This window comes from Acidovorax sp. SDU_ACID1, assembly GCF_045291395.1.
In the GTDB taxonomy this organism is placed as follows: domain Bacteria; phylum Pseudomonadota; class Gammaproteobacteria; order Burkholderiales; family Burkholderiaceae_C; genus MR-S7.
Map to the genome: position 1 here is coordinate 3774124 of NZ_CP152342.1, position 16429 is coordinate 3790552.

Genomic DNA, 16429 nt, shown 5'->3' on the forward strand with positions numbered 1-16429 from the left:
TGGGCCGCGCCCGCCTTCAGTGCTGCATGTAACGCATACCTTGCTCCACCAAAAAAGGCTCACCATGCTCCAGCTCTACATCGGCAACAAGAACTATTCGTCGTGGTCCATGCGCCCCTGGGTGCTGCTGCGCCAGGCAGGCATCGCCTTCGAGGAAGTGCCCGTGCGCTTCGACAGCTTCGACGCCGGCTCGCAATTCAAGCGCCAGCTCCAGGCCGTGTCTCCCACGGCCAAGGTGCCAGTGCTGGTCGATGGCGGCGTGAGCGTGTGGGACAGCCTAGCGATCGCCGAATACGTGGCAGAGGCGCACCCCGACAAGCACCTGTGGCCACAGGACAAGGCCGCGCGCGCCCGCGCACGCAGCGTCACGGCCGAGATGCACAGCGGCTTCACCGCGCTGCGCAGCCACTGCCCGATGAACATCGAGGCGCGCCTGCCCGAGGTGGGCGCCCTGCTCTGGCGCGACCAGGCCGGCGTGCGCGCCGACGTGCAGCGCCTGGTGCAGATGTGGAGCGAGCTGCTGGAGCAGCACGGCGGCCCCATGCTGTTCGGCGCCTTCACCATCGCCGACGCGTTCTACGCCCCGGTCTGCATGCGCCTGGCCACCTACGCGCTGCCGCTGCCGGAACCCATCGCCGCCTACGTGCAGCGCGTGCAGGCGCTGCCCGGCGTGAAGGCGTGGATCGATGGCGCGCTGGCCGAAGCCGACTTCCGCGAATTCGAGGAGCCTTACCGGCTGGGGCGTTAAACGATCAATTCGCCACCACGCGCCACGATGCGCCCGCCCGACACCACCAGCCTGCGCACGGGCCGCGCCACCACCGCGTGGGCCACGGCCTGCGCATCCACCAGCACCAGGTCGGCCCGGCAGCCGGGCGCCAGGCCGTAATCCGAGAAGCCGCAGGCCTGCGCGCCGGCCTGCGTCACGCAGCCGAGCGCCAGCGCGATCTCGTCGTCGCGGCGCAGGTTGTGGCGCAGGCCGATGAACATGGCGCGCTCCAGCATGTCGGGGCTGCCGTAGGGCGTCCAGGCGTCGCGGATGCCGTCGTTGCCGCCCGCTACCACCACGCCGGCCTCCAGGCACATCTTCAGCGGCGGCACGGGCCGCGACGGCGGCGCACTGGTGACCAGCGCCACGCCCAGGCGCGCCATGCGCTCCAGCAGCGCGCGGCCTTCGGCCTCGGGCACGTCGCCCAGGCAGAAGCCGTGGCTGACCGCCACCCGCCCCTGCAGGCCCAGCGCGGCGGTGCGCTCCAGGACCAGCCCGAGCGAGAACGCCCCCATGGCGCCCGGCTCGTGCAGGTGGATGTCCAGCGGCACTCCGCGCCGCTCGGAGATGGCGAACAGGGTGTCCAGCGAGCGCACCGGGTCGCCGTCGATGGCGCACGGGTCCAGCCCGCCCAGCACGTCGGCCCCGGCGGCCAGCGCCGCCTCCAGCAGCTCGGCCGTGCCGGGGCGGCCCAGCAGGCCGGACTGCGGAAACGCCACCACCTGGATGCGTTGCACCGCCTGCAGCGCGGCGCGCGTGCGCAGCACGCCCTCCACATGGCGCAGGCCGGCCTGCGTGTCTACGTCCACGTGCGTGCGCACGCACGTGGCGCCGCGCGCCAGGAAGGCCCGGGCCAGCGCGAGCGACTGCGCGCCCGCGTCGTGCCCGCTGGCGGCGCGCCAGGCGCGCTCGTTGTCGATCTTGTCGGTGAGGCGCGGGCCAACCTCGTTGCGGTACCAGTCCATGCCCCACATCGTCTTGTCCAGGTGCGTGTGGCTCTCCACCAGGCCGGGCAGCAGCAGCGCGCCGCCGCCCTCCTCCACTGCGCAGCCCGCGGGTGCGGCCAGCGCGGGGCCGACGGCGGCGATGCAGCCCGCGCGCAAGAGCACGTCGGCAGGCGCTCCGCCCAGGGGGCGGACGTTGCAGATCAACAGGTCGGACGGTGGCTGCATGGGCATGCGTTCTCTCTACACTTGGACGCATGCAAATCTACATGGTTGGCGGCGCCGTGCGCGACCGCCTGCTGGGCCGGCCCGTCCACGACCACGACTGGGTCGTCGTCGGCGCCACGCCCGAGCACATGGCCGCGCAGGGCTACCTGCCCGTGGGCCGCGACTTCCCCGTCTTCCTGCACCCCGAGACGCGCGAGGAATACGCGCTGGCGCGCACCGAACGCAAGAGCGGACGCGGCTACCGCGGCTTCGTGGTGCAGGCCTCGCCGGACGTGACGCTGGAGGAAGACCTGGCGCGACGCGACCTCACTATCAATGCGATAGCTGCTCCCGCTGACTGGACGGGTGCTGGAGCCGTTTTTGATCCATACCACGGCACACGCGACCTGCAGGCGCGCGTGCTGCGCCACGTGACCGATGCCTTCCGCGAAGACCCGGTGCGCATCTTGCGCGTGGCGCGCTTCGCCGCGCGGTTCACCGATTTCACGGTGGCGCCCGAGACGCTGGCGCTGATGCGCGCGATGGTCGAAGCCGGCGAGGCCGACCACCTCGTGCCCGAGCGCGTGTGGCAGGAGCTGGCACGCGGCCTCATGGAGGACAAGCCCTCGCGCATGTTCGAGGTGCTGCGCGCGTGCGGCGCGCTTGCCGTGCTGCTGCCCGAGGTGGAGCGCCTGTGGGGCGTGCCGCAGCGCGCCGAATACCACCCCGAGGTGGATACCGGCGTGCACCTCATGATGGTGCTGGACATGTCTGCGCGCCTGGCCGCGCCGCTGGCCGTGCGCTTCGCCTGCCTGACGCACGACCTTGGCAAGGGCACCACGCCGGCCGACGTGCTGCCGCGCCACATCGGCCACGAGCAGCGCAGCTCCAAGCTGCTCAAGGGCGTGGCCGAGCGCCTGCGCGTGCCCGTGGACTGCCGCGAGACGGCCGACGTGGTGGCCCGCGAGCACGGCAACATCCACCGCAGCGGCGACCTGGGCGCCGCCGCCTTGCTGCGATTGCTGGAGCGCTGCGACGCGCTGCGCAAGCCCGCGCGCTTCGCCGACGTGCTGCTGGCCTGCGAGTGCGACGCGCGCGGTCGGCTGGGTTTCGAGGAGGCGCCCTACCCGCCGCGCGGGCGGCTGGCGGCGGCGCTGCAGGCCGCGCTGGCCCTGCCCACGGCCGAGGTGGCCGCGCGCGCCGCTGCCGCGGGAGTGCGGGGGCCGCAGGTGGGCGAATGGATACGCCGCGCGCGCGAGGACGCCCTGGCGCAGTGGCTGCGCGGCGGCTGAATCAGGGAACTGAGCGCACCCAGCGCGCGATGTCGGCCGCGCCCATGGCGCCGGAGACGCGCGCCGCCTCCTTGCCGCCCTTGAAAAGGATCATGGTGGGAATGCTGCGGATACCGTAGCGCCCCGCGATCTGCGGCTGCGCTTCGGTGTCGAGCTTGGCCAGCCGCACCTGCGGCTCCAATTCGCGCGCGGCCTGGGCGAAGGCCGGGGCCATCTGCCGGCAGGGGCCGCACCAGGGGGCCCAGAAGTCCACCAGCACGGGCACGTGGTTGCGGCCCACGTGTTTGTCGAAACTGGCGGCGTCCAACGCCAGCGGCTCGCCCGTGAACAGGGGCCGGTGGCACTGGCCGCAGTCGGGCGCGCTGCCGAGCTGCGCGGCCTGCACGCGGTTGGTGGTATGGCAATGGGGGCAGACGATGTGCAGTGCTTCGCTCATGCCGCCAGATGCGGCGCCCAAGGCCCTTTTTCAATACCGACGCTACCGCGCGCCCCCGGCCTACACCGGCCGCGTGCGATGGGGGGTATGGTGGCCTGCGATGCATACCCCTCCGCTTTTGACGCCGCGGCACGCGCTGTTCCTGGACTTCGACGGCACACTCGCCGACCTTGCCGCACAACCCCACGCCATCCACGTGCTGCCCGAAGTGCCGCAAGGCCTGCAGGCGCTGCATGCCGCACTGCACGGCGCGCTGGCCATCGTCACCGGCCGCACCATGGCCGACATCGACCGCTACCTGTGCCCGCTGCGCCTGCCCGTGGCATGCGAGCACGGCGCGCAGTACCGTCTGGGCAACGGCCGCGCGGGCAGCCTGCCTGCGCCGCCGCTGGCGCCCCTGCTGGACGTGCTGCGCCCCCTGGTGGCGCAGCACCCCGACCTGCTGGTGGAAGTCAAGAGCGCCGGCGTCGCCCTGCACTACCGGCGCGCGCCGCACCTGCAGGCGCTGTGCCTGCAGGCCATGCACGATGCACTGCACCAGGCCCCGGGCATGGAGCTGCTGCAAGGCAAGTGCGTGCTGGAGGCCAAGCCCGCCGGCCCGAGCAAGGGCCGCGCGATCGCGGACTTCATGCGCCAGCCGCCGTTCGCCGGCCGCGTGCCGCTGTTCATCGGCGACGACGTGACGGACGAGGCCGGCTTCACCGCCGTGCAGGCCCTGGGCGGCGTAGGTATCAAGGTGGGCGACGGTCCCACGCAGGCGCAGGCGCGCCTGGGCTCGCCGGCCGAGGTGCGCGCCTGGTTGCGCCTGGCCGCGCAAGCGCTGGCGCAGCAGGCGCCGGCCCTGGCCGGGGAGTGCCATCCATGAGCAGTACGCAAGACACCGGCGCGCAGCACTCGCTCGCACTGGGCATGATCGGCAACTGCACCATCAGCGCGCTGGTGGACCAGCGGGCCACCGTGGTCTGGTGCTGCCTGCCGCGCTTCGACGGCGATCCGGTGTTCAACGCGCTGCTGCACCCTGGCGAGGAGGGCAGCCGCTTCGCCATCGCGCTGGAGGACTTCGCCAGCAGCGAGCAGTGGTACGAGCCGAACACCGCCGTGCTGCGCACGCGCCTGACCGACACCCACGGCAACTGCCTGGAGGTGACCGACTTCGCGCCGCGCTTCTTCGCGCGCTCGCGCCTCTTCCGGCCGGTGATGCTGGTGCGCCGCATCCGCCCGGTGCGCGGCTCGCCGCGCATCCGCGTGCTGCTGAACGTGCGCTACGACTGGGGCGAGCGCGCCCGCCATCACGCGCGGCAGCAACCACGTGCGCTACGTAGGCCCCGCGCTCACGGTGCGCCTGAACACCGACGCGCCGGTGACCTACGTGCTCTCGGGCCAGCCCTTCGTGGTGGGCCGCGAGCACAGCTTCCTGCTGGGCGCCGACGAGTCGCTGCCCACCGGCATCGCCGACACCGCGCGCCACTACGAGCAGGAGACCATCGCCTACTGGAAGCGCTGGACGCAGCGCCTGCACCTGCCGCTGGAGTGGCAGGACGCAGTGATCCGCGCGGCCGTCACGCTGAAGATGTCGCTGTTCGAGGACACGGGCGCCATCGTCGCCGCCATGACCACGAGCATCCCCGAGGCGGCGCACAGCGGCCGCAACTGGGACTACCGCTACTGCTGGCTGCGCGATGCGTTCTTCGTGGTGCGTGCGCTCAACAGCCTGTCCGAGATCGGCACCATGGAGGACTACCTGCGCTGGCTCGGCAACGTGGTGGTGGAGGCGGGCAGCGGCCACATCCAGCCGCTCTACGGCATCGGGCTGGAGCGCGAGCTGCCCGAGAGCATCGTGGAACACCTGCCCGGCTACCGTGGCATGGGCCCGGTGCGCGTGGGCAACCAGGCGGCCGAGCACTTCCAGCACGACGTGTACGGCAACATCGTGCTGGGCGCGGCCCAGGCCTTCCACGACCGGCGCCTGCTGCACCCGGCCGGGCCCGCCGAGTTCGAGCGGCTGGAACAGATCGGCCAGCTCGCCGTGCAGGTCTACGGCCAGCCCGACGCGGGCATGTGGGAGCTGCGCACGCGCGCGCGCATCCACACCTCGTCTGCCCTCATGAGCTGGGCCGCCTGCGACCGCCTGGCCAAGATCGCCGAGGCGCTGGCCCTGCCCGAGCGCGCCGCCCACTGGCACGGCCACGCGCGCCGCATGCGCGCCGAGATCCTGGAGCGCTCCTGGAACCCTCAGCGCCGCGCGTTCGCCGAGAGCTTCGGCGGCAGCGAGCTGGACGCCAGCGTGCTGCTCATGGCCGAGGTCGGGCTGATCCACCCCACCGACCCGCGCTTCGTGGACACGCTGGACGCCATGGAGCGCTCGCTGTGCGACGGCCCCTACATGCGCCGCTACGAGGCGGCGGACGATTTCGGCAAGCCCGAAACCTCGTTCAACATCTGCACCTTCTGGCGCATCGACGCGCTGGCCCGCACCGGCCGGCGCGAGCAGGCGCGCGAGATCTTCGAGGCCATGCTGGCCGTGCGCAACCCGCTGGGCCTGCTGTCGGAAGACACGCACGCCACCACCGGCGAGATGTGGGGCAACTTCCCGCAGACGTATTCGATGGTGGGCATCATCAACGCCGCCATGCGCCTGTCGGCCCCCTGGGACAGCGTGATCTGATGGGCCGCCTCGTCGTCGTCTCCAACCGCCTGGCCGACCCGCGCAAGCCCGCCGCCGGCGGCCTGGCCGTGGCGCTGGGCGACACGCTCAGCCGCACCGGCGGGCTGTGGTTCGGCTGGAGCGGCACCGTCGCTGCGCACGGCACGCCCGGCGAAGGCGAGCTGCAGACCCGCCAGGCCGGCCGCGTCACGCTGGCCAGCGTCAACCTCTGCGCCGAAGACCATGCCGCCTACTACCACGGCTACGCCAACAGCGTGCTGTGGCCCGTGTTCCACTACCGGCTCGACCTGGCCGACTTCTCCTCCGGCTACCTGGACGGCTACCGCCGCGTGAACCGCATGTTCGCGCACAAGCTGCTGCCGCTGCTGCGCGAGGACGACGTGATCTGGGTGCACGACTACCACCTGATCCCGCTGGCCGCCGAGCTGCGCGCGCTGGGCTGCCGCCAGCGCATCGGCTTCTTCCTGCACATTCCCGTGCCGCCGCCGCTGGTGCTGGCCGCGCTGCCGCAGCACGAGTGGCTGATGCGCTCGTTCTTCGCCTACGACCTCGTGGGCCTGCAAAGCGAGGCCGACGTGGCCCACTTCACGCGCTACATGACCGTGGAGGCCGGCGCGCAGGACCTGGGCGCCCAGCGCCTGCGCGCGTTCAACGCCACGGTGCGCGTGGCGGCGTTCCCCATCGGCATCGACGTGGAGGAATTCCATCGCCTGGGGCGCGCCCCCGACGCCATGCAGACCTATGAGGAAATGCGCGCCGAATACTCGCGCCGCCAGCTGCTGCTGGGCATCGACCGGCTGGACTATTCCAAGGGCATCCCGCACCGCGTGCGGGCCTTCCGCCAGCTGCTGGAGCGCTACCCCGAGAACGCCCACAGCGCCACGCTGGTGATGATCGCCTCGCCCAGCCGTGACGACGTGAACGCCTACGCCGACCTGCGCCAGGAGCTGGAAGGCCTGTGCGGCGCCATCAACGGCGACTTCGGCGACCTGGACTGGATGCCGCTGCGCTACATCCACCGCACCGTGGCGCGCAAGCGCGTGCCCGGCCTGTGCCGCGCGTCGCGCGTGGGGCTGGTCACGCCGCTGCGCGACGGCATGAACCTGGTGGCCAAGGAATACGTGGTCTCGCAAAACCCCGAAGACCCCGGCGTGCTCGTGCTCTCGCGCTTCGCCGGCGCGGCCGAGCAGCTGCGCGACGCGCTGCTGGTCAACCCCTACGACACGCAGGGCATGGCCGAAGCCATCCAGACCGCGCTGCGCATGCCCTTAGCGGAGCGGCAGGCGCGGCACCAGCGGCTGATGGCGTGCATCAGCGAGCACGACGTGCACTGGTGGCGGCGCAACTTCCTGCGCGCGCTGGAAGGGGAAGAACAGGAATAGAAGCCAAATCGGCCTCCAGCGCTTATCCAGCAAGCGCGAGCAGCTATTCTTTTTGAATATCCGCACCGAGCAGCGCCAGCGCCGCGTAATCGCCCACGCGGTCGCCCAGCCCTGCGCGCACCAGTTCCACGCCCTCGGTCAGCGCGGGAAAGTAGCGCGCCAGCTCCTGGCGCAGCAGCGGCAGCAGCAGCGCCTCGTGGTGCAGGAACACCGCTCCGCCCAGGCTGATGCGCCGCAGGTCGAGCGTGGCCACCAGGTTGTAGAGCAACCTCCCCATGAGCACGCACAGCCCCCGCACTTCATGGAGGGCCGCCGCATCCCCCGCGCCCGCCGCCCGCAGCAGCGCCGGCGCATCCACGCCCAGCCGGCGCGGGAGCGCGTTGCCCGCGACCAGCGACTCCACGTCGCCCCGGTTGCCGCAGCCGCACACCGCGGGCTCGCCCGCCACGTCGCCCACGAAGGAATGCCCCGCATGCCCCGCGTTGCCGTTCTTGCCCTGCAGCACGCGCCCGTCCACGCACAGGCCCACGCCGATGCCGGTGCTCCAGGTCACGTAGGCGCAGTCGGTCGCGCCGCGCAACGCGCCCCAGCGACGCTCGGCCTGCAGCGCGGCCACGGCGTCGTTGGCGATGTGCACGTGCGCGCCCAGCGCCTGCGCGAGCGGCGCCTGCAGCGGCACGCGCGTCCAGTCGTTGTCCAGGCCGCGCGCCGCGCCGGCCAGGCCGCCGCAGATGTTGGGGTTGCTGACCTCCACCCTGCCGTCCACGCGCACGAACGGCCCACACGATGCAACACCCACCGCCGCCACGTCGCCGCGCCCCAGGCCGCGTTCAGCGCAGGCCGCGTCCAGCAGGCGCAGCACCTGGCGCGCGAGCGCGTCGGGCGCGCCGGTCTTCACCGTGGGCTCGGCAAGGCGCGCGAGCAGCATCGGGGGAGCATCTGCATCGGAGAAGGCGGCCAGGCACACGGCGACCTTGGTGCCGCCGATGTCCACGCCGGCCAGCACATGGGAATCGGGAAGCTGCGACATGCGCCCATCATCGCGCACGGCCCGTGCGGGCGGTGCAGGACAAGGGCTTTTCAAAAAAAAGAATAGCTGCTTGTGCTTGCCTCATAAGCGCTGGAGGCCCCAAGGACCACAAGCCTGCGGCGGTGCGTCAGAACCGGAACCACAGGATCACCCCCGCAGTCAGCAGGCAGGCGAGCGCGTTGGCGATGCACACCCCTATCGCCTTGTCGATGCGATGGCCGTTGTGCTCATACATCCACGCAGCCATGGTCGCGTTGGCGCCCACCCAGATCAGCCAGGTCCACAGCGAATGCTGGCGCGAGTCGCGCATCAGCACGATGGCCCACACCGTGGGCGCGTAAGCCGCCAGTCGCGCGGCCGTCAGCAGCATGAAGGCCCATGTCAGCGCGCGCAGGTACGCCGACCGCCAGGTGCGGGGCGGTGCGGCCGAGCTCAGCATGTCGGCAGGGGGAGAGGTCATGGCCGCGCAGGAATTTGAGCGCCGCGCGAGCGCAGCCCGCGCAGGCCCAGAGCCGCCATCAGCACCGCCAACAGCACCAGGGTCCATTCGCTCAGCGTGGGGATGGACGCAAGCGCACTGGGGACGGCGAACGGCGTGCTGAACACGCCGCTGGCATTGCCCGCAGCGTCGCGGGCGATGAAGTGGAATACGTAGGCAGATCCAGGCGCCAGACCAGCGATGGGGATGGCGGCAAGCGCGTTGGCGGTCAGGGTTATCGGCGCACCTGAGGCGAGCAGCGCGGCAGCGGCCGGCGCGGCGGTGCCGGCGGGCAGCACCTGCCAGTAGCCGGCAGCGTCTTCGGTCGCCGCCAGACTGGCGCCAGCCGTGGCTCCGTCGGCACCGGGCACGATCGTGGGAGCGGCGGCGAGGGCGGGCGCCGTGGTGTCGCCCAGCGCATCGAAGGCTGCCAGGGATTGCCCGCCGCGCACCAAGCGGACTCCCAAAGAGACGAATTTGGCGCCGTAGCCGACGCTGCCGCTGCCAAAGCCGACGTAGAACGCGGCGACGGAAGAGTGCGCTAAGTGGGTGGACGACCAGAAGGTGACAGACGGGCTGCCGGGAGGCGGGTGGTTGGAAAACACAGCATCGACGTACGGCCCCACCGCGCCATCGATCCTCACCAGGGATTCCAGCTCCTTGATGTTGGGCAGCCGCCAGTCGCTATGGCCCTTGTGGCTGCCGGCATTGGCCGCTTGAGCGGCGGCCAGCGCCTGCGCCCAAGTGAGCGGGGTGGGGTTGCCGGAGCAGCCGGCCCCTGTCTGATCCCATGCGCAGCGGTCCCACACCAGGCTCGTGGCCGCGTCGGTCACGGTGCCGTCGCCGTTATCGGTGAAGGGCGCGGCCCATGCGGACGCCAGCAGCGTGGCGGCCAAGAATCCAGCGATGCGGAAGGTGGCAATGTTCTTCATGGTGCATGCGAGGAAGGAGAGCGTCACGGGCCGCTTCGCACGAGGCGAATCGAGAAGACATCGGTCTTTTCGCCGGCACTGGAGTTGCCGGTGGTGAAGTTGACGGACCACGCGTGGAGCGGATCGGGCGCATAGCTGTCCGAGGTCCACCAGTACGGGGCGGTGGAGGGAAAATACGCGGTGTCGATGGCAGGGTCGTGGGCGCCGTAGTGAACGATGGACAGCAGCTCCCGCCGCGTGGGCAGGCGCCAGTCCGTCTTGCCGCACAGCCCGGCGGCGTTGACGGCGTTCACATAGGCCTGGGTGTTGCACAGGTTGCCGGGCAGCGTTCCATGGCAGGCAAGGCCGGTCTGACTGCTCTGGCTGCCCGGGTGGCTCGCGCTGCTGTCGTACCAGGTGTAGAGGTGGCCCTCGTAGCGCAACTGGCTGGTGCCGCCGTTCTGCTTGACCTCCCACGTCAGGCCGGTGGCGTTGTCCCTCACGCAGTCGTGGCCGCCAGGCGCAGTGGCGTTGCCACCGGCATCGAGCGCGCTGAAGTCGAAACCCGCCGCGCCGCCACCGGTCTTGGGCACGGGAGAGCCATGGACATAGGCGGCATCGCGGCCGAAGCGCCCGTCCTGGCCTGGATACGCGGCGGCGCTGCCAGTGTTGGCGATGGCGCAGGCCGCCAGCGCGGCGCCGTCGTGGCACTGCGCCTGACCGGTGTCGTTGAGCGGCTGCGTGGGCTGGGCGCCAGCGTACGGGGTCAGCAGGGCCAGGGCCGCCAGCCAGCGCGCCGCAGCAGAGGGCATGGCGTACAGCTTGGGCATCACTGGCCCCTTTGCGGCATGCGCCGCATGCCCAGCCCGCTCACCAGCAGGCCCAGCGCCACCAGCGCCCACTGCCCGAGCGTAGGCACTGGCGCGATGGCGGGGGTGGTGATGGCCTCGAACCTCACCGTCACCGTGCATGCCGCTTGCAGCGGGCCAGTTGTGTAGGGGCTGGTGGTGGCGAGCGCGCCGTCGCAGCCTTCGATGTCCACCAGCCTGAAGCCCGCGGCGGGCGAGGCAACGCAGGTAGAGGCCTGGCCCGGCTGGGCGGGGGTACAGCTTGCGGAGCCGCTCAGGGACGGGCTCCAGAATACGGACGGCACGATGGTGCCCGCCGCTGCGCGAAACCAGGCGGACACATAGCAATCGGCGTTGACCGCGCCGGTGGTGTAGGTGCCGGCGTTGGCGTCCAGCGTGCCGCCGGTGCAGCCGCTGGTGGTCACGCTGCTGATCTCGTAGTTGGAATCGGGCGTGAGGGTCAGGGTAGCCGTCTGCCCCGCCTGCACGCCTTGCGGCGGGCTGATGCTGCCTCCGGTTCCCGCGCTGGTGCTCACCAGGTAGCCGCGGGTGCACGTGAAAGCCCAGGGCGTGGCGCCGGTGGCGGTGTCCCAGGCCGCGTCATCGGGCGACGAGGGGTGCAGCAGGTTGGGGCACAGGCTGGAGCCGCCCGCTGCCAACGAGGCGGGCGGCACGGGCGGCGGGCCGCTGAGGCGGTTGCTCTGCACGCCAAAGGCTTGCAGCGCCGTCAGCCCGTCCAGGCTGGGGATGGGGCCCACGAGTTCGTTGTGGGAAACGCTGAAGAAGCGCAGCGACGTCAGGCCCGTGAGGCTGGGGAGGGTGCCGGTGAAATGGTTGTTGTTGAGGGAGAACGATTCCAACTGGCTCAGCCCTGCGAGGGCGGGAATGGGCCCGCCCATGTCCTGGTACTGGATGCTGAACGTGCGTAGCGCAGTCAGGCTGCCGAGGCTGGGCAGCGTGCCGTTCAACCCCCGGTGATGGCGGTGAAGGTTTGCAGCGCCGTCAGCGTGCTGAACAGCGACGGCGGCAGCGGACCGACGGGGTTGTTCTCGTTCAGGTTCAGCCCGATGACGCGGTTCCCCCCGCATCGCAGGTCACGCCGCGCCAGGTGCATTCGGTGCCGGGGGCGCTGAAGGCGCCGCCGGTCTTCCAGCCGGTGTTGTTGAGCCAGCCGTCGCCCGTGGTGCTGTCGTAGAGGTTGATGAGCGCCTGGCGTTCGACGGCCGGGATGGCGGACAGGGCGGGCACGGCGCTGACGGCGAGGACGCAGGCGGCCATAGCGGCACGCATGCGCAGGAAAGAAGGCAATGGGAAGGAGGGCACGGCTGGAGGCTCCTTGAGGTGATGGGGCATGGGTCTATGGATGGAATTGGCCTGTAGCGCTTGATGGGATTCCGATAACAGCTATCAATCCAATAGCATTCGAACACGGCGCAGGCGATGCGCGCCCAACCCGGCGGCGGCCAGACCGGACAGCGCCAGCGCGCATTCGCCCAGCGTGGGCGCGGGCGTCGCCACGCAGTCGACGGTGAACGGGCCGGTGAGGAAGCCGCCCGCCGCCTGCATGCCGCCGCAATTGCTGTCGATCGCATCCGTCACCCGGCCAGGATCGGGCGTGATGGCGATGGTGGCGGTGTTCCAGGCGCCGTCGTTGGGCGAGGGCGTGTGCAAGAAATTGGGACACAAGGTCGCGCCGTACCAGCCATCTTGATCGAGCCAATTGGCGCCGTGGGTGCCGGCGTACAAGTCAGCCAGCACCTCCTTCTCGGCCGGAGCGGCGCCGGCCAGGGCGATGCGCGCGCGGCGCGAAAGGGAGGGCTGTCCGACGGGGCGGTCGGCGGATTGACGGCGCATCGGCAAGGTTCCTCCGAGGTTCTGATGTCGAATCGGCTACCAGCACCTGATGGATGGGCAGCCGCAGTGGCGCAAGACTCCTGCGCACTGGCCACCACGATAGGCGGGCGCTGCGTTCTTTTCTTGGTCAGGCGCGAAGTCGGACTACGCCTACAGCGAACTGCCGCAACGCCTCTACACTGCCCCGGGTAAGGGAAGTCACGACGGAGGTCCGCTTGAACGAACACAGCCATCTTCCGGCCATGGGCAGTTCGCATCGCACCCGATGGCTGCGCAGCCCGCCCATCCGTGGGCAGCGGGAGCTGCGGGCCTTCCAGGACGAGTTCACGCAGTTCCTCTCCGGCATTCAGGTGGAGCCGCTGCACGGCCACCCGCTGGCGATGGAAGGCTCGCTGACCTCCATCGACGGCATGCTCGTCAACATCGGCCACACCACGCCCACGCGCTGCATCCACCCCGCCAGCGGCGCGGACGATGCCGTCATGCTGATGGGCGTGCCCGTAGGCCGCCTGCAGCTGCAGCTGCACGGACAGGGGCGCGAATGCGGGCTGGAATCGGGCGACGCGGTGTTCTCGTCTCCAGGCCGGCACCTGCTGGTGGCGCCCTCGCCAGCCCATCTGTGCGGCGTGCTGCTGAGCCGGTCGCTGCTCGAATCCATGTCGATCGACGTGGACGCAGCCCTGCTGCGCCCGCAACGCGCGCACCCGGCGGCAGCGCTGCTGATGCGCTATGCCTACCTGCTGCGCGACCACGACGCCCTGGCCACACCCGGCCTGCGCCGCGCCGCCGTGCTGCACATGCACGACCTGGCCGCGCTGCTGGCCGGCGCCACGGGCGATGCGGCGCACCAGGCGCGCGGCCGGGGCGGGCGTGCCGCGCGGCTGGCGGCGGTGCAGCAGGACATCGCCGCACACCTCACCGATCCGCAGCTGTCCGTGGCGGGCGTGGCGCGCCGCCAGGGCGTGACGCCGCGCTACCTGCAGATGCTACTGGAGGAAGCCGGCGAGACCTTCACCGCGCTGGTGCTGGCGCAGCGGCTGGCGCTGGCCCGTCGCTTGCTGGCCGACCCGCGCCTACGCCGCCGCACGGTCAGCGACATCGCACTGGACGCGGGCTTCGGCGACCTGTCGTACTTCAACCGCAGCTTTCGCCGCCGCTACGGCATGACGCCCACCGAGTCGCGCGCCTGCGCGCCGCAGTCATAGCCATTTGACCAGCAGGCTGAGCAGGAAGCTCAGCAGCACCGTGCTGGCCAGCGGAATGAACCAGTCGCGTCCGAACAGGCGGAAGTGGAAATCCCCCGGCAGCCGGCCCAGCCCCAGGCGGCGCAGCCAGGGCGTGAGCCCGTTGATGAGCACCAGGGCGAGGAAGACGACGATGAGCCAGCGCAGCATGGGGCCAAGTGTAGGATGCCCCGCCATGCGATTGCGCCATATCGAGGTCTTCAACGCCATCATGCTCACCGGCAGCGTGAGCGCCGCGGCACGCATGATCAACGTGACCCAGCCGGCCGTGAGCCGCACGCTGCAGCACGCGGAGCTGCAGCTCGGCTTCGCGCTGTTCCAGCGCGTGGGCGGGCGGCTGCAGCCCACGTCCGAGGCGCGCACGCTGCACCCGCACATCGAGCGGCTGTTCGCCCAGCTCGACGAGGTGCAGCGCCTGTCGGCCAGCCTCAAGGCCGGGCGCGGCCGGGGCACGCTGCGCGTGCTCACGGTGCTGGGGCTGAGCTACGAGGTGTTCCCGCGCGCCATGCAGCTCTTTCGCGAGAAGCACCCGCGCGTGGTGGTGCACCACCAGGCGCTGCACTCGCCGCAGATCGTCTCGGCACTGGCGCTGCAGGAGGCCGACGCGGGCTACGTCTTCGTCGCCACCAGCCACCCGGCCCTGGTGCAGGAGCGCCTGGCCGAGCGGCGCGTGATGTGCATCGCGCCCAAGGGCCTGCTGCCCGCGCGGGTGCTGCGCGCGGGCAGCATCCAGTTGCAGCAGCTCGCGGGCCTCCCCCTGATCGCACTGGACGGGCGCGACCCGCTGGGCATGGTGCTGGACCATGCGCTGCGCGGCCAGGACGCGGGGCTGAACGAGGTGATGTCGGTGCAGACCTACCACGTGGCCCTGGCGCTGGCACACCACGGCGTGGGCGTGGCCCTGGTGGAGGGCTGCACGGCCGCGTCGGCCGACCGCGCCCGGGTGGACGTGCTGGCGGTGGAGCCCGCCATCGCCACCACGGTGCACGCGCTGCGGCCGGCGGCGCATCCGCAGTCGGTGGCGGCGCGCGCGTTCACGCGCTGCATGCAGCAGGCGCTGCAACAGATCCCGTGATCGCGGCCGCCACGCGCCGCGCGCTGCCGAACGCCAGCGTGAAGCCCAGCGCGCCATGGCCCGTGTTCATGAACAGGTTGGCCGGCCCCTGCGGCAGCCGGCCCAGCACCGGCTCGGCCGTGGGCGTGGCGGGGCGCAGGCCGGCCCAGGGCTCGGCCCGCGCGTAGTCGCCGCCCTGCGGGAACACGTCGCGCGCCGTGGCCTGCAGTGCAGCGATGCGCGCGGGCGCGATGGAGAGGTCTTCGCCCGTCAGCTCGGCCATGCCCGCCACGCGCAGGCGGTCACCCAGCCGCGCGAACACCACCTTGCGCGCCGCGTCGGTCACACTCACCACGGGCGCGGCGCCCGGCTGCGCGCTGGCCACGGCGGTGATGCTGTAGCCCTTGAGCGGGTAGACCGGCACCCGCCAGGCCGCACCCAGCCCGAGCGGGCACAGCAGCGCGGGCGAGCCCGTGCCCAGAGCGAGCACGAAGGCGTCGGCCTGCAGCGCCGTGCCGTCCGCCATCTGCACGGCTGCCACGCGGCCGCCATGCATGCGCAGGCGGCTCACCTCGCCGCGCACGAACGCCACGCCGCGCGCGCGCAGCAGGCGCTCCAGCGCCTGGCAGACCTTGTGGCAGTCGGCCGCGCATTCGCCCGGCGTGTGGATGCCGCCCGCGATGCGCGGCGCGTAGTGGGCGAGCGCCGGCTCCACCGCCGCGCATTCGGCGGGCGCGAGGGCCTGCTGCACGCTGCCCAGCTCACGCTGCAGCGCGAGCTGGCGGCGCGCGCCGGCAAACCCCTCGGCGTCCGCATACAGCACCAGCTTGCCGGTGGCGGAAAAGTCGCAGTCGATGCGCTCGCGCGCCATGAAGTCGTCGAAGCCCGTACGGCTTTCGGCCGCCAGGGCCAGCAGCCGCTCGGTGGTGCGCCGCGACACGCTGGTGCGGCAGGCAGCCAGGAAGCGCAGCCCCCAGGCCCATTGCCAGGGGTCGAAGCGCAGGCGCAGAGAGAGGGGCGAGTCGGGCGAGAGCAGCAGCTTGGGCAGTTGCAGCCAGAGCGAGGGGTCGGCCAGCGGCTGCACGTAGGCGTAGCTGAGCTGCGCACCATTGGCGCCGCTGGTGCCCTGCCCTGGTGCGGCGCGGTCCACGACGGTGACCGCCACGCCGGCCTGCGCCAGCTCCCACGCCGTGGCCAGGCCCACGATGCCGGCGCCGAGCACGCAGACATGCGGACGGGGGGTGTGCACGGGTTCCATGGCGCGCAATCTAGGCAAACGGCCGGCCGCGCGCCAATGCCGTTTGCAGCGCCGCCC

The 16429-nt window shown here is 71.5% G+C and carries 17 protein-coding genes and 1 pseudogene; 7 read left to right on the plus strand and 11 right to left on the minus strand.

The features are described 5' to 3' along the window. The first annotated feature begins 64 nt into the window (after nt 1-64). Complete coding sequence (locus AAG689_RS18575) at nt 65-748, plus strand: glutathione S-transferase family protein (protein ID WP_406623237.1); 684 nt, start codon at nt 65-67, stop codon at nt 746-748. Here the strand turns inward: AAG689_RS18575 and AAG689_RS18580 are convergent. After that, nucleotides 745-1947 carry an amidohydrolase family protein gene (locus AAG689_RS18580; RefSeq protein ID WP_406623238.1) on the minus strand — a complete coding sequence of 401 codons (1203 nt, stop codon included), beginning with the start codon at nt 1945-1947 and terminating at the stop codon, nt 745-747. The genes AAG689_RS18575 and AAG689_RS18580 overlap by 4 nt on opposite strands. 23 nt (nt 1948-1970) lie before the next feature. Here AAG689_RS18580 and AAG689_RS18585 point away from each other — a divergent pair, with 23 nt between their 5' ends. Then, nucleotides 1971-3212 carry a multifunctional CCA addition/repair protein gene (locus AAG689_RS18585; protein WP_406623239.1) on the plus strand — a complete coding sequence of 414 codons (1242 nt, stop codon included), beginning with the start codon at nt 1971-1973 and terminating at the stop codon, nt 3210-3212. A gap of 1 nt (nt 3213) precedes the next feature. Here AAG689_RS18585 and trxC read toward each other — a convergent pair whose 3' ends face one another. Continuing rightward, entirely contained in the window at nt 3214-3648 is a 435-nt protein-coding gene (gene trxC / locus AAG689_RS18590) for a thioredoxin TrxC (protein WP_020226447.1), read from the minus strand. Between the two features lie 100 nt (nt 3649-3748). On the opposite strand from trxC, the gene otsB reads away from it, so the two are divergent. From otsB to otsA, 3 genes and pseudogenes are all read left to right on the plus strand, one after another. Continuing rightward, nucleotides 3749-4513, plus strand: a complete 765-nt coding sequence (gene otsB / locus AAG689_RS18595) for a trehalose-phosphatase (RefSeq protein ID WP_406623240.1) — start codon at nt 3749-3751, stop codon at nt 4511-4513. After that, nucleotides 4510-6313 (plus strand): annotated as a pseudogene (locus AAG689_RS18600) (glycoside hydrolase family 15 protein). Before otsB ends, AAG689_RS18600 begins: the two are co-directional and overlap by 4 nt. Then, entirely contained in the window at nt 6313-7695 is a 1383-nt protein-coding gene (gene otsA / locus AAG689_RS18605) for an alpha,alpha-trehalose-phosphate synthase (UDP-forming) (RefSeq protein ID WP_406623241.1), read from the plus strand. Before AAG689_RS18600 ends, otsA begins: the two are co-directional and overlap by 1 nt. Before the next feature lie 43 nt (nt 7696-7738). On the opposite strand, the gene AAG689_RS18610 is transcribed toward otsA, so the two are convergent. From AAG689_RS18610 to AAG689_RS18640, 7 genes are all read right to left on the minus strand, one after another. Beyond that, nucleotides 7739-8701 carry an ROK family protein gene (locus AAG689_RS18610; RefSeq protein WP_406626374.1) on the minus strand — a complete coding sequence of 321 codons (963 nt, stop codon included), beginning with the start codon at nt 8699-8701 and terminating at the stop codon, nt 7739-7741. Between the two features lie 151 nt (nt 8702-8852). After that, nucleotides 8853-9185: a hypothetical protein gene (locus AAG689_RS18615; protein ID WP_406623242.1), complete on the minus strand. Its 333-nt coding sequence runs from the start codon at nt 9183-9185 to the stop codon at nt 8853-8855. Beyond that, nucleotides 9182-10135 (minus strand): IPTL-CTERM sorting domain-containing protein, encoded by a 954-nt coding sequence (locus AAG689_RS18620; protein ID WP_406623243.1) that lies wholly within the window; start codon nt 10133-10135, stop codon nt 9182-9184. The genes AAG689_RS18615 and AAG689_RS18620 overlap by 4 nt, the downstream gene beginning before the upstream one ends. Before the next feature lie 23 nt (nt 10136-10158). After that, nucleotides 10159-10944: a DUF1566 domain-containing protein gene (locus AAG689_RS18625; protein WP_406623244.1), complete on the minus strand. Its 786-nt coding sequence runs from the start codon at nt 10942-10944 to the stop codon at nt 10159-10161. Next, the gene (locus tag AAG689_RS18630; RefSeq protein ID WP_406623245.1) at nt 10944-11930 is read right to left on the minus strand and encodes an IPTL-CTERM sorting domain-containing protein; all 987 of its coding nucleotides are present in this window, start codon (nt 11928-11930) and stop codon (nt 10944-10946) included. Before AAG689_RS18630 ends, AAG689_RS18625 begins: the two co-directional genes overlap by 1 nt. Nucleotides 11931-12021: 91 nt before the next feature. Next, nucleotides 12022-12315 carry a hypothetical protein gene (locus AAG689_RS18635; RefSeq protein ID WP_406623246.1) on the minus strand — a complete coding sequence of 98 codons (294 nt, stop codon included), beginning with the start codon at nt 12313-12315 and terminating at the stop codon, nt 12022-12024. 54 nt (nt 12316-12369) lie between these two features. Beyond that, on the minus strand, nt 12370-12816 hold the full coding sequence (locus tag AAG689_RS18640; protein ID WP_406623247.1) for an IPTL-CTERM sorting domain-containing protein: 447 nt from the start codon (nt 12814-12816) through the stop codon (nt 12370-12372). Between the two features lie 242 nt (nt 12817-13058). Between AAG689_RS18640 and AAG689_RS18645 the strand changes: the two genes are divergently transcribed. Continuing rightward, complete coding sequence (locus AAG689_RS18645) at nt 13059-14021, plus strand: helix-turn-helix transcriptional regulator (protein WP_406623248.1); 963 nt, start codon at nt 13059-13061, stop codon at nt 14019-14021. Here AAG689_RS18645 and AAG689_RS18650 read toward each other — a convergent pair. Beyond that, on the minus strand, nt 14016-14210 hold the full coding sequence (locus AAG689_RS18650) for a DUF2905 domain-containing protein (protein ID WP_020228718.1): 195 nt from the start codon (nt 14208-14210) through the stop codon (nt 14016-14018). The genes AAG689_RS18645 and AAG689_RS18650 overlap by 6 nt on opposite strands. Nucleotides 14211-14235: 25 nt before the next feature. On the opposite strand from AAG689_RS18650, the gene AAG689_RS18655 reads away from it, so the two are divergent. After that, the gene (locus tag AAG689_RS18655; RefSeq protein ID WP_406623249.1) at nt 14236-15135 is read left to right on the plus strand and encodes a LysR family transcriptional regulator; all 900 of its coding nucleotides are present in this window, start codon (nt 14236-14238) and stop codon (nt 15133-15135) included. Here the strand turns inward: AAG689_RS18655 and AAG689_RS18660 are convergent. Next, the gene (locus AAG689_RS18660) at nt 15095-16372 is read right to left on the minus strand and encodes a D-amino acid dehydrogenase (RefSeq protein ID WP_406623250.1); all 1278 of its coding nucleotides are present in this window, start codon (nt 16370-16372) and stop codon (nt 15095-15097) included. The two genes, AAG689_RS18655 and AAG689_RS18660, sit on opposite strands and share 41 nt — an antisense overlap. Between the last annotated feature and the right edge of the window lie 57 nt (nt 16373-16429).

What these genes read in the sequence shown, in the direction of transcription:
- otsA (WP_406623241.1), top strand. Translation starts at nt 6,313, where the DNA reads ATGGGCCGCCTCGTCGTCGTCTCCAACCGCCTGGCCGACCCGCGCAAG.
- AAG689_RS18650 (WP_020228718.1), bottom strand. Translation starts at nt 14,210, where the DNA reads ATGCTGCGCTGGCTCATCGTCGTCTTCCTCGCCCTGGTGCTCATCAAC.
- otsB (WP_406623240.1), top strand. Translation starts at nt 3,749, where the DNA reads ATGCATACCCCTCCGCTTTTGACGCCGCGGCACGCGCTGTTCCTGGAC.
- AAG689_RS18645 (WP_406623248.1), top strand. Translation starts at nt 13,059, where the DNA reads ATGGGCAGTTCGCATCGCACCCGATGGCTGCGCAGCCCGCCCATCCGT.
- AAG689_RS18655 (WP_406623249.1), top strand. Translation starts at nt 14,236, where the DNA reads ATGCGATTGCGCCATATCGAGGTCTTCAACGCCATCATGCTCACCGGC.
- AAG689_RS18620 (WP_406623243.1), bottom strand. Translation starts at nt 10,135, where the DNA reads ATGAAGAACATTGCCACCTTCCGCATCGCTGGATTCTTGGCCGCCACG.
- AAG689_RS18575 (WP_406623237.1), top strand. Translation starts at nt 65, where the DNA reads ATGCTCCAGCTCTACATCGGCAACAAGAACTATTCGTCGTGGTCCATG.
- AAG689_RS18635 (WP_406623246.1), bottom strand. Translation starts at nt 12,315, where the DNA reads ATGCCCCATCACCTCAAGGAGCCTCCAGCCGTGCCCTCCTTCCCATTG.
- AAG689_RS18640 (WP_406623247.1), bottom strand. Translation starts at nt 12,816, where the DNA reads ATGCGCCGTCAATCCGCCGACCGCCCCGTCGGACAGCCCTCCCTTTCG.
- AAG689_RS18580 (WP_406623238.1), bottom strand. Translation starts at nt 1,947, where the DNA reads ATGCCCATGCAGCCACCGTCCGACCTGTTGATCTGCAACGTCCGCCCC.
- AAG689_RS18585 (WP_406623239.1), top strand. Translation starts at nt 1,971, where the DNA reads ATGCAAATCTACATGGTTGGCGGCGCCGTGCGCGACCGCCTGCTGGGC.
- trxC (WP_020226447.1), bottom strand. Translation starts at nt 3,648, where the DNA reads ATGAGCGAAGCACTGCACATCGTCTGCCCCCATTGCCATACCACCAAC.
- AAG689_RS18660 (WP_406623250.1), bottom strand. Translation starts at nt 16,372, where the DNA reads ATGGAACCCGTGCACACCCCCCGTCCGCATGTCTGCGTGCTCGGCGCC.
- AAG689_RS18615 (WP_406623242.1), bottom strand. Translation starts at nt 9,185, where the DNA reads ATGACCTCTCCCCCTGCCGACATGCTGAGCTCGGCCGCACCGCCCCGC.
- AAG689_RS18625 (WP_406623244.1), bottom strand. Translation starts at nt 10,944, where the DNA reads ATGCCCAAGCTGTACGCCATGCCCTCTGCTGCGGCGCGCTGGCTGGCG.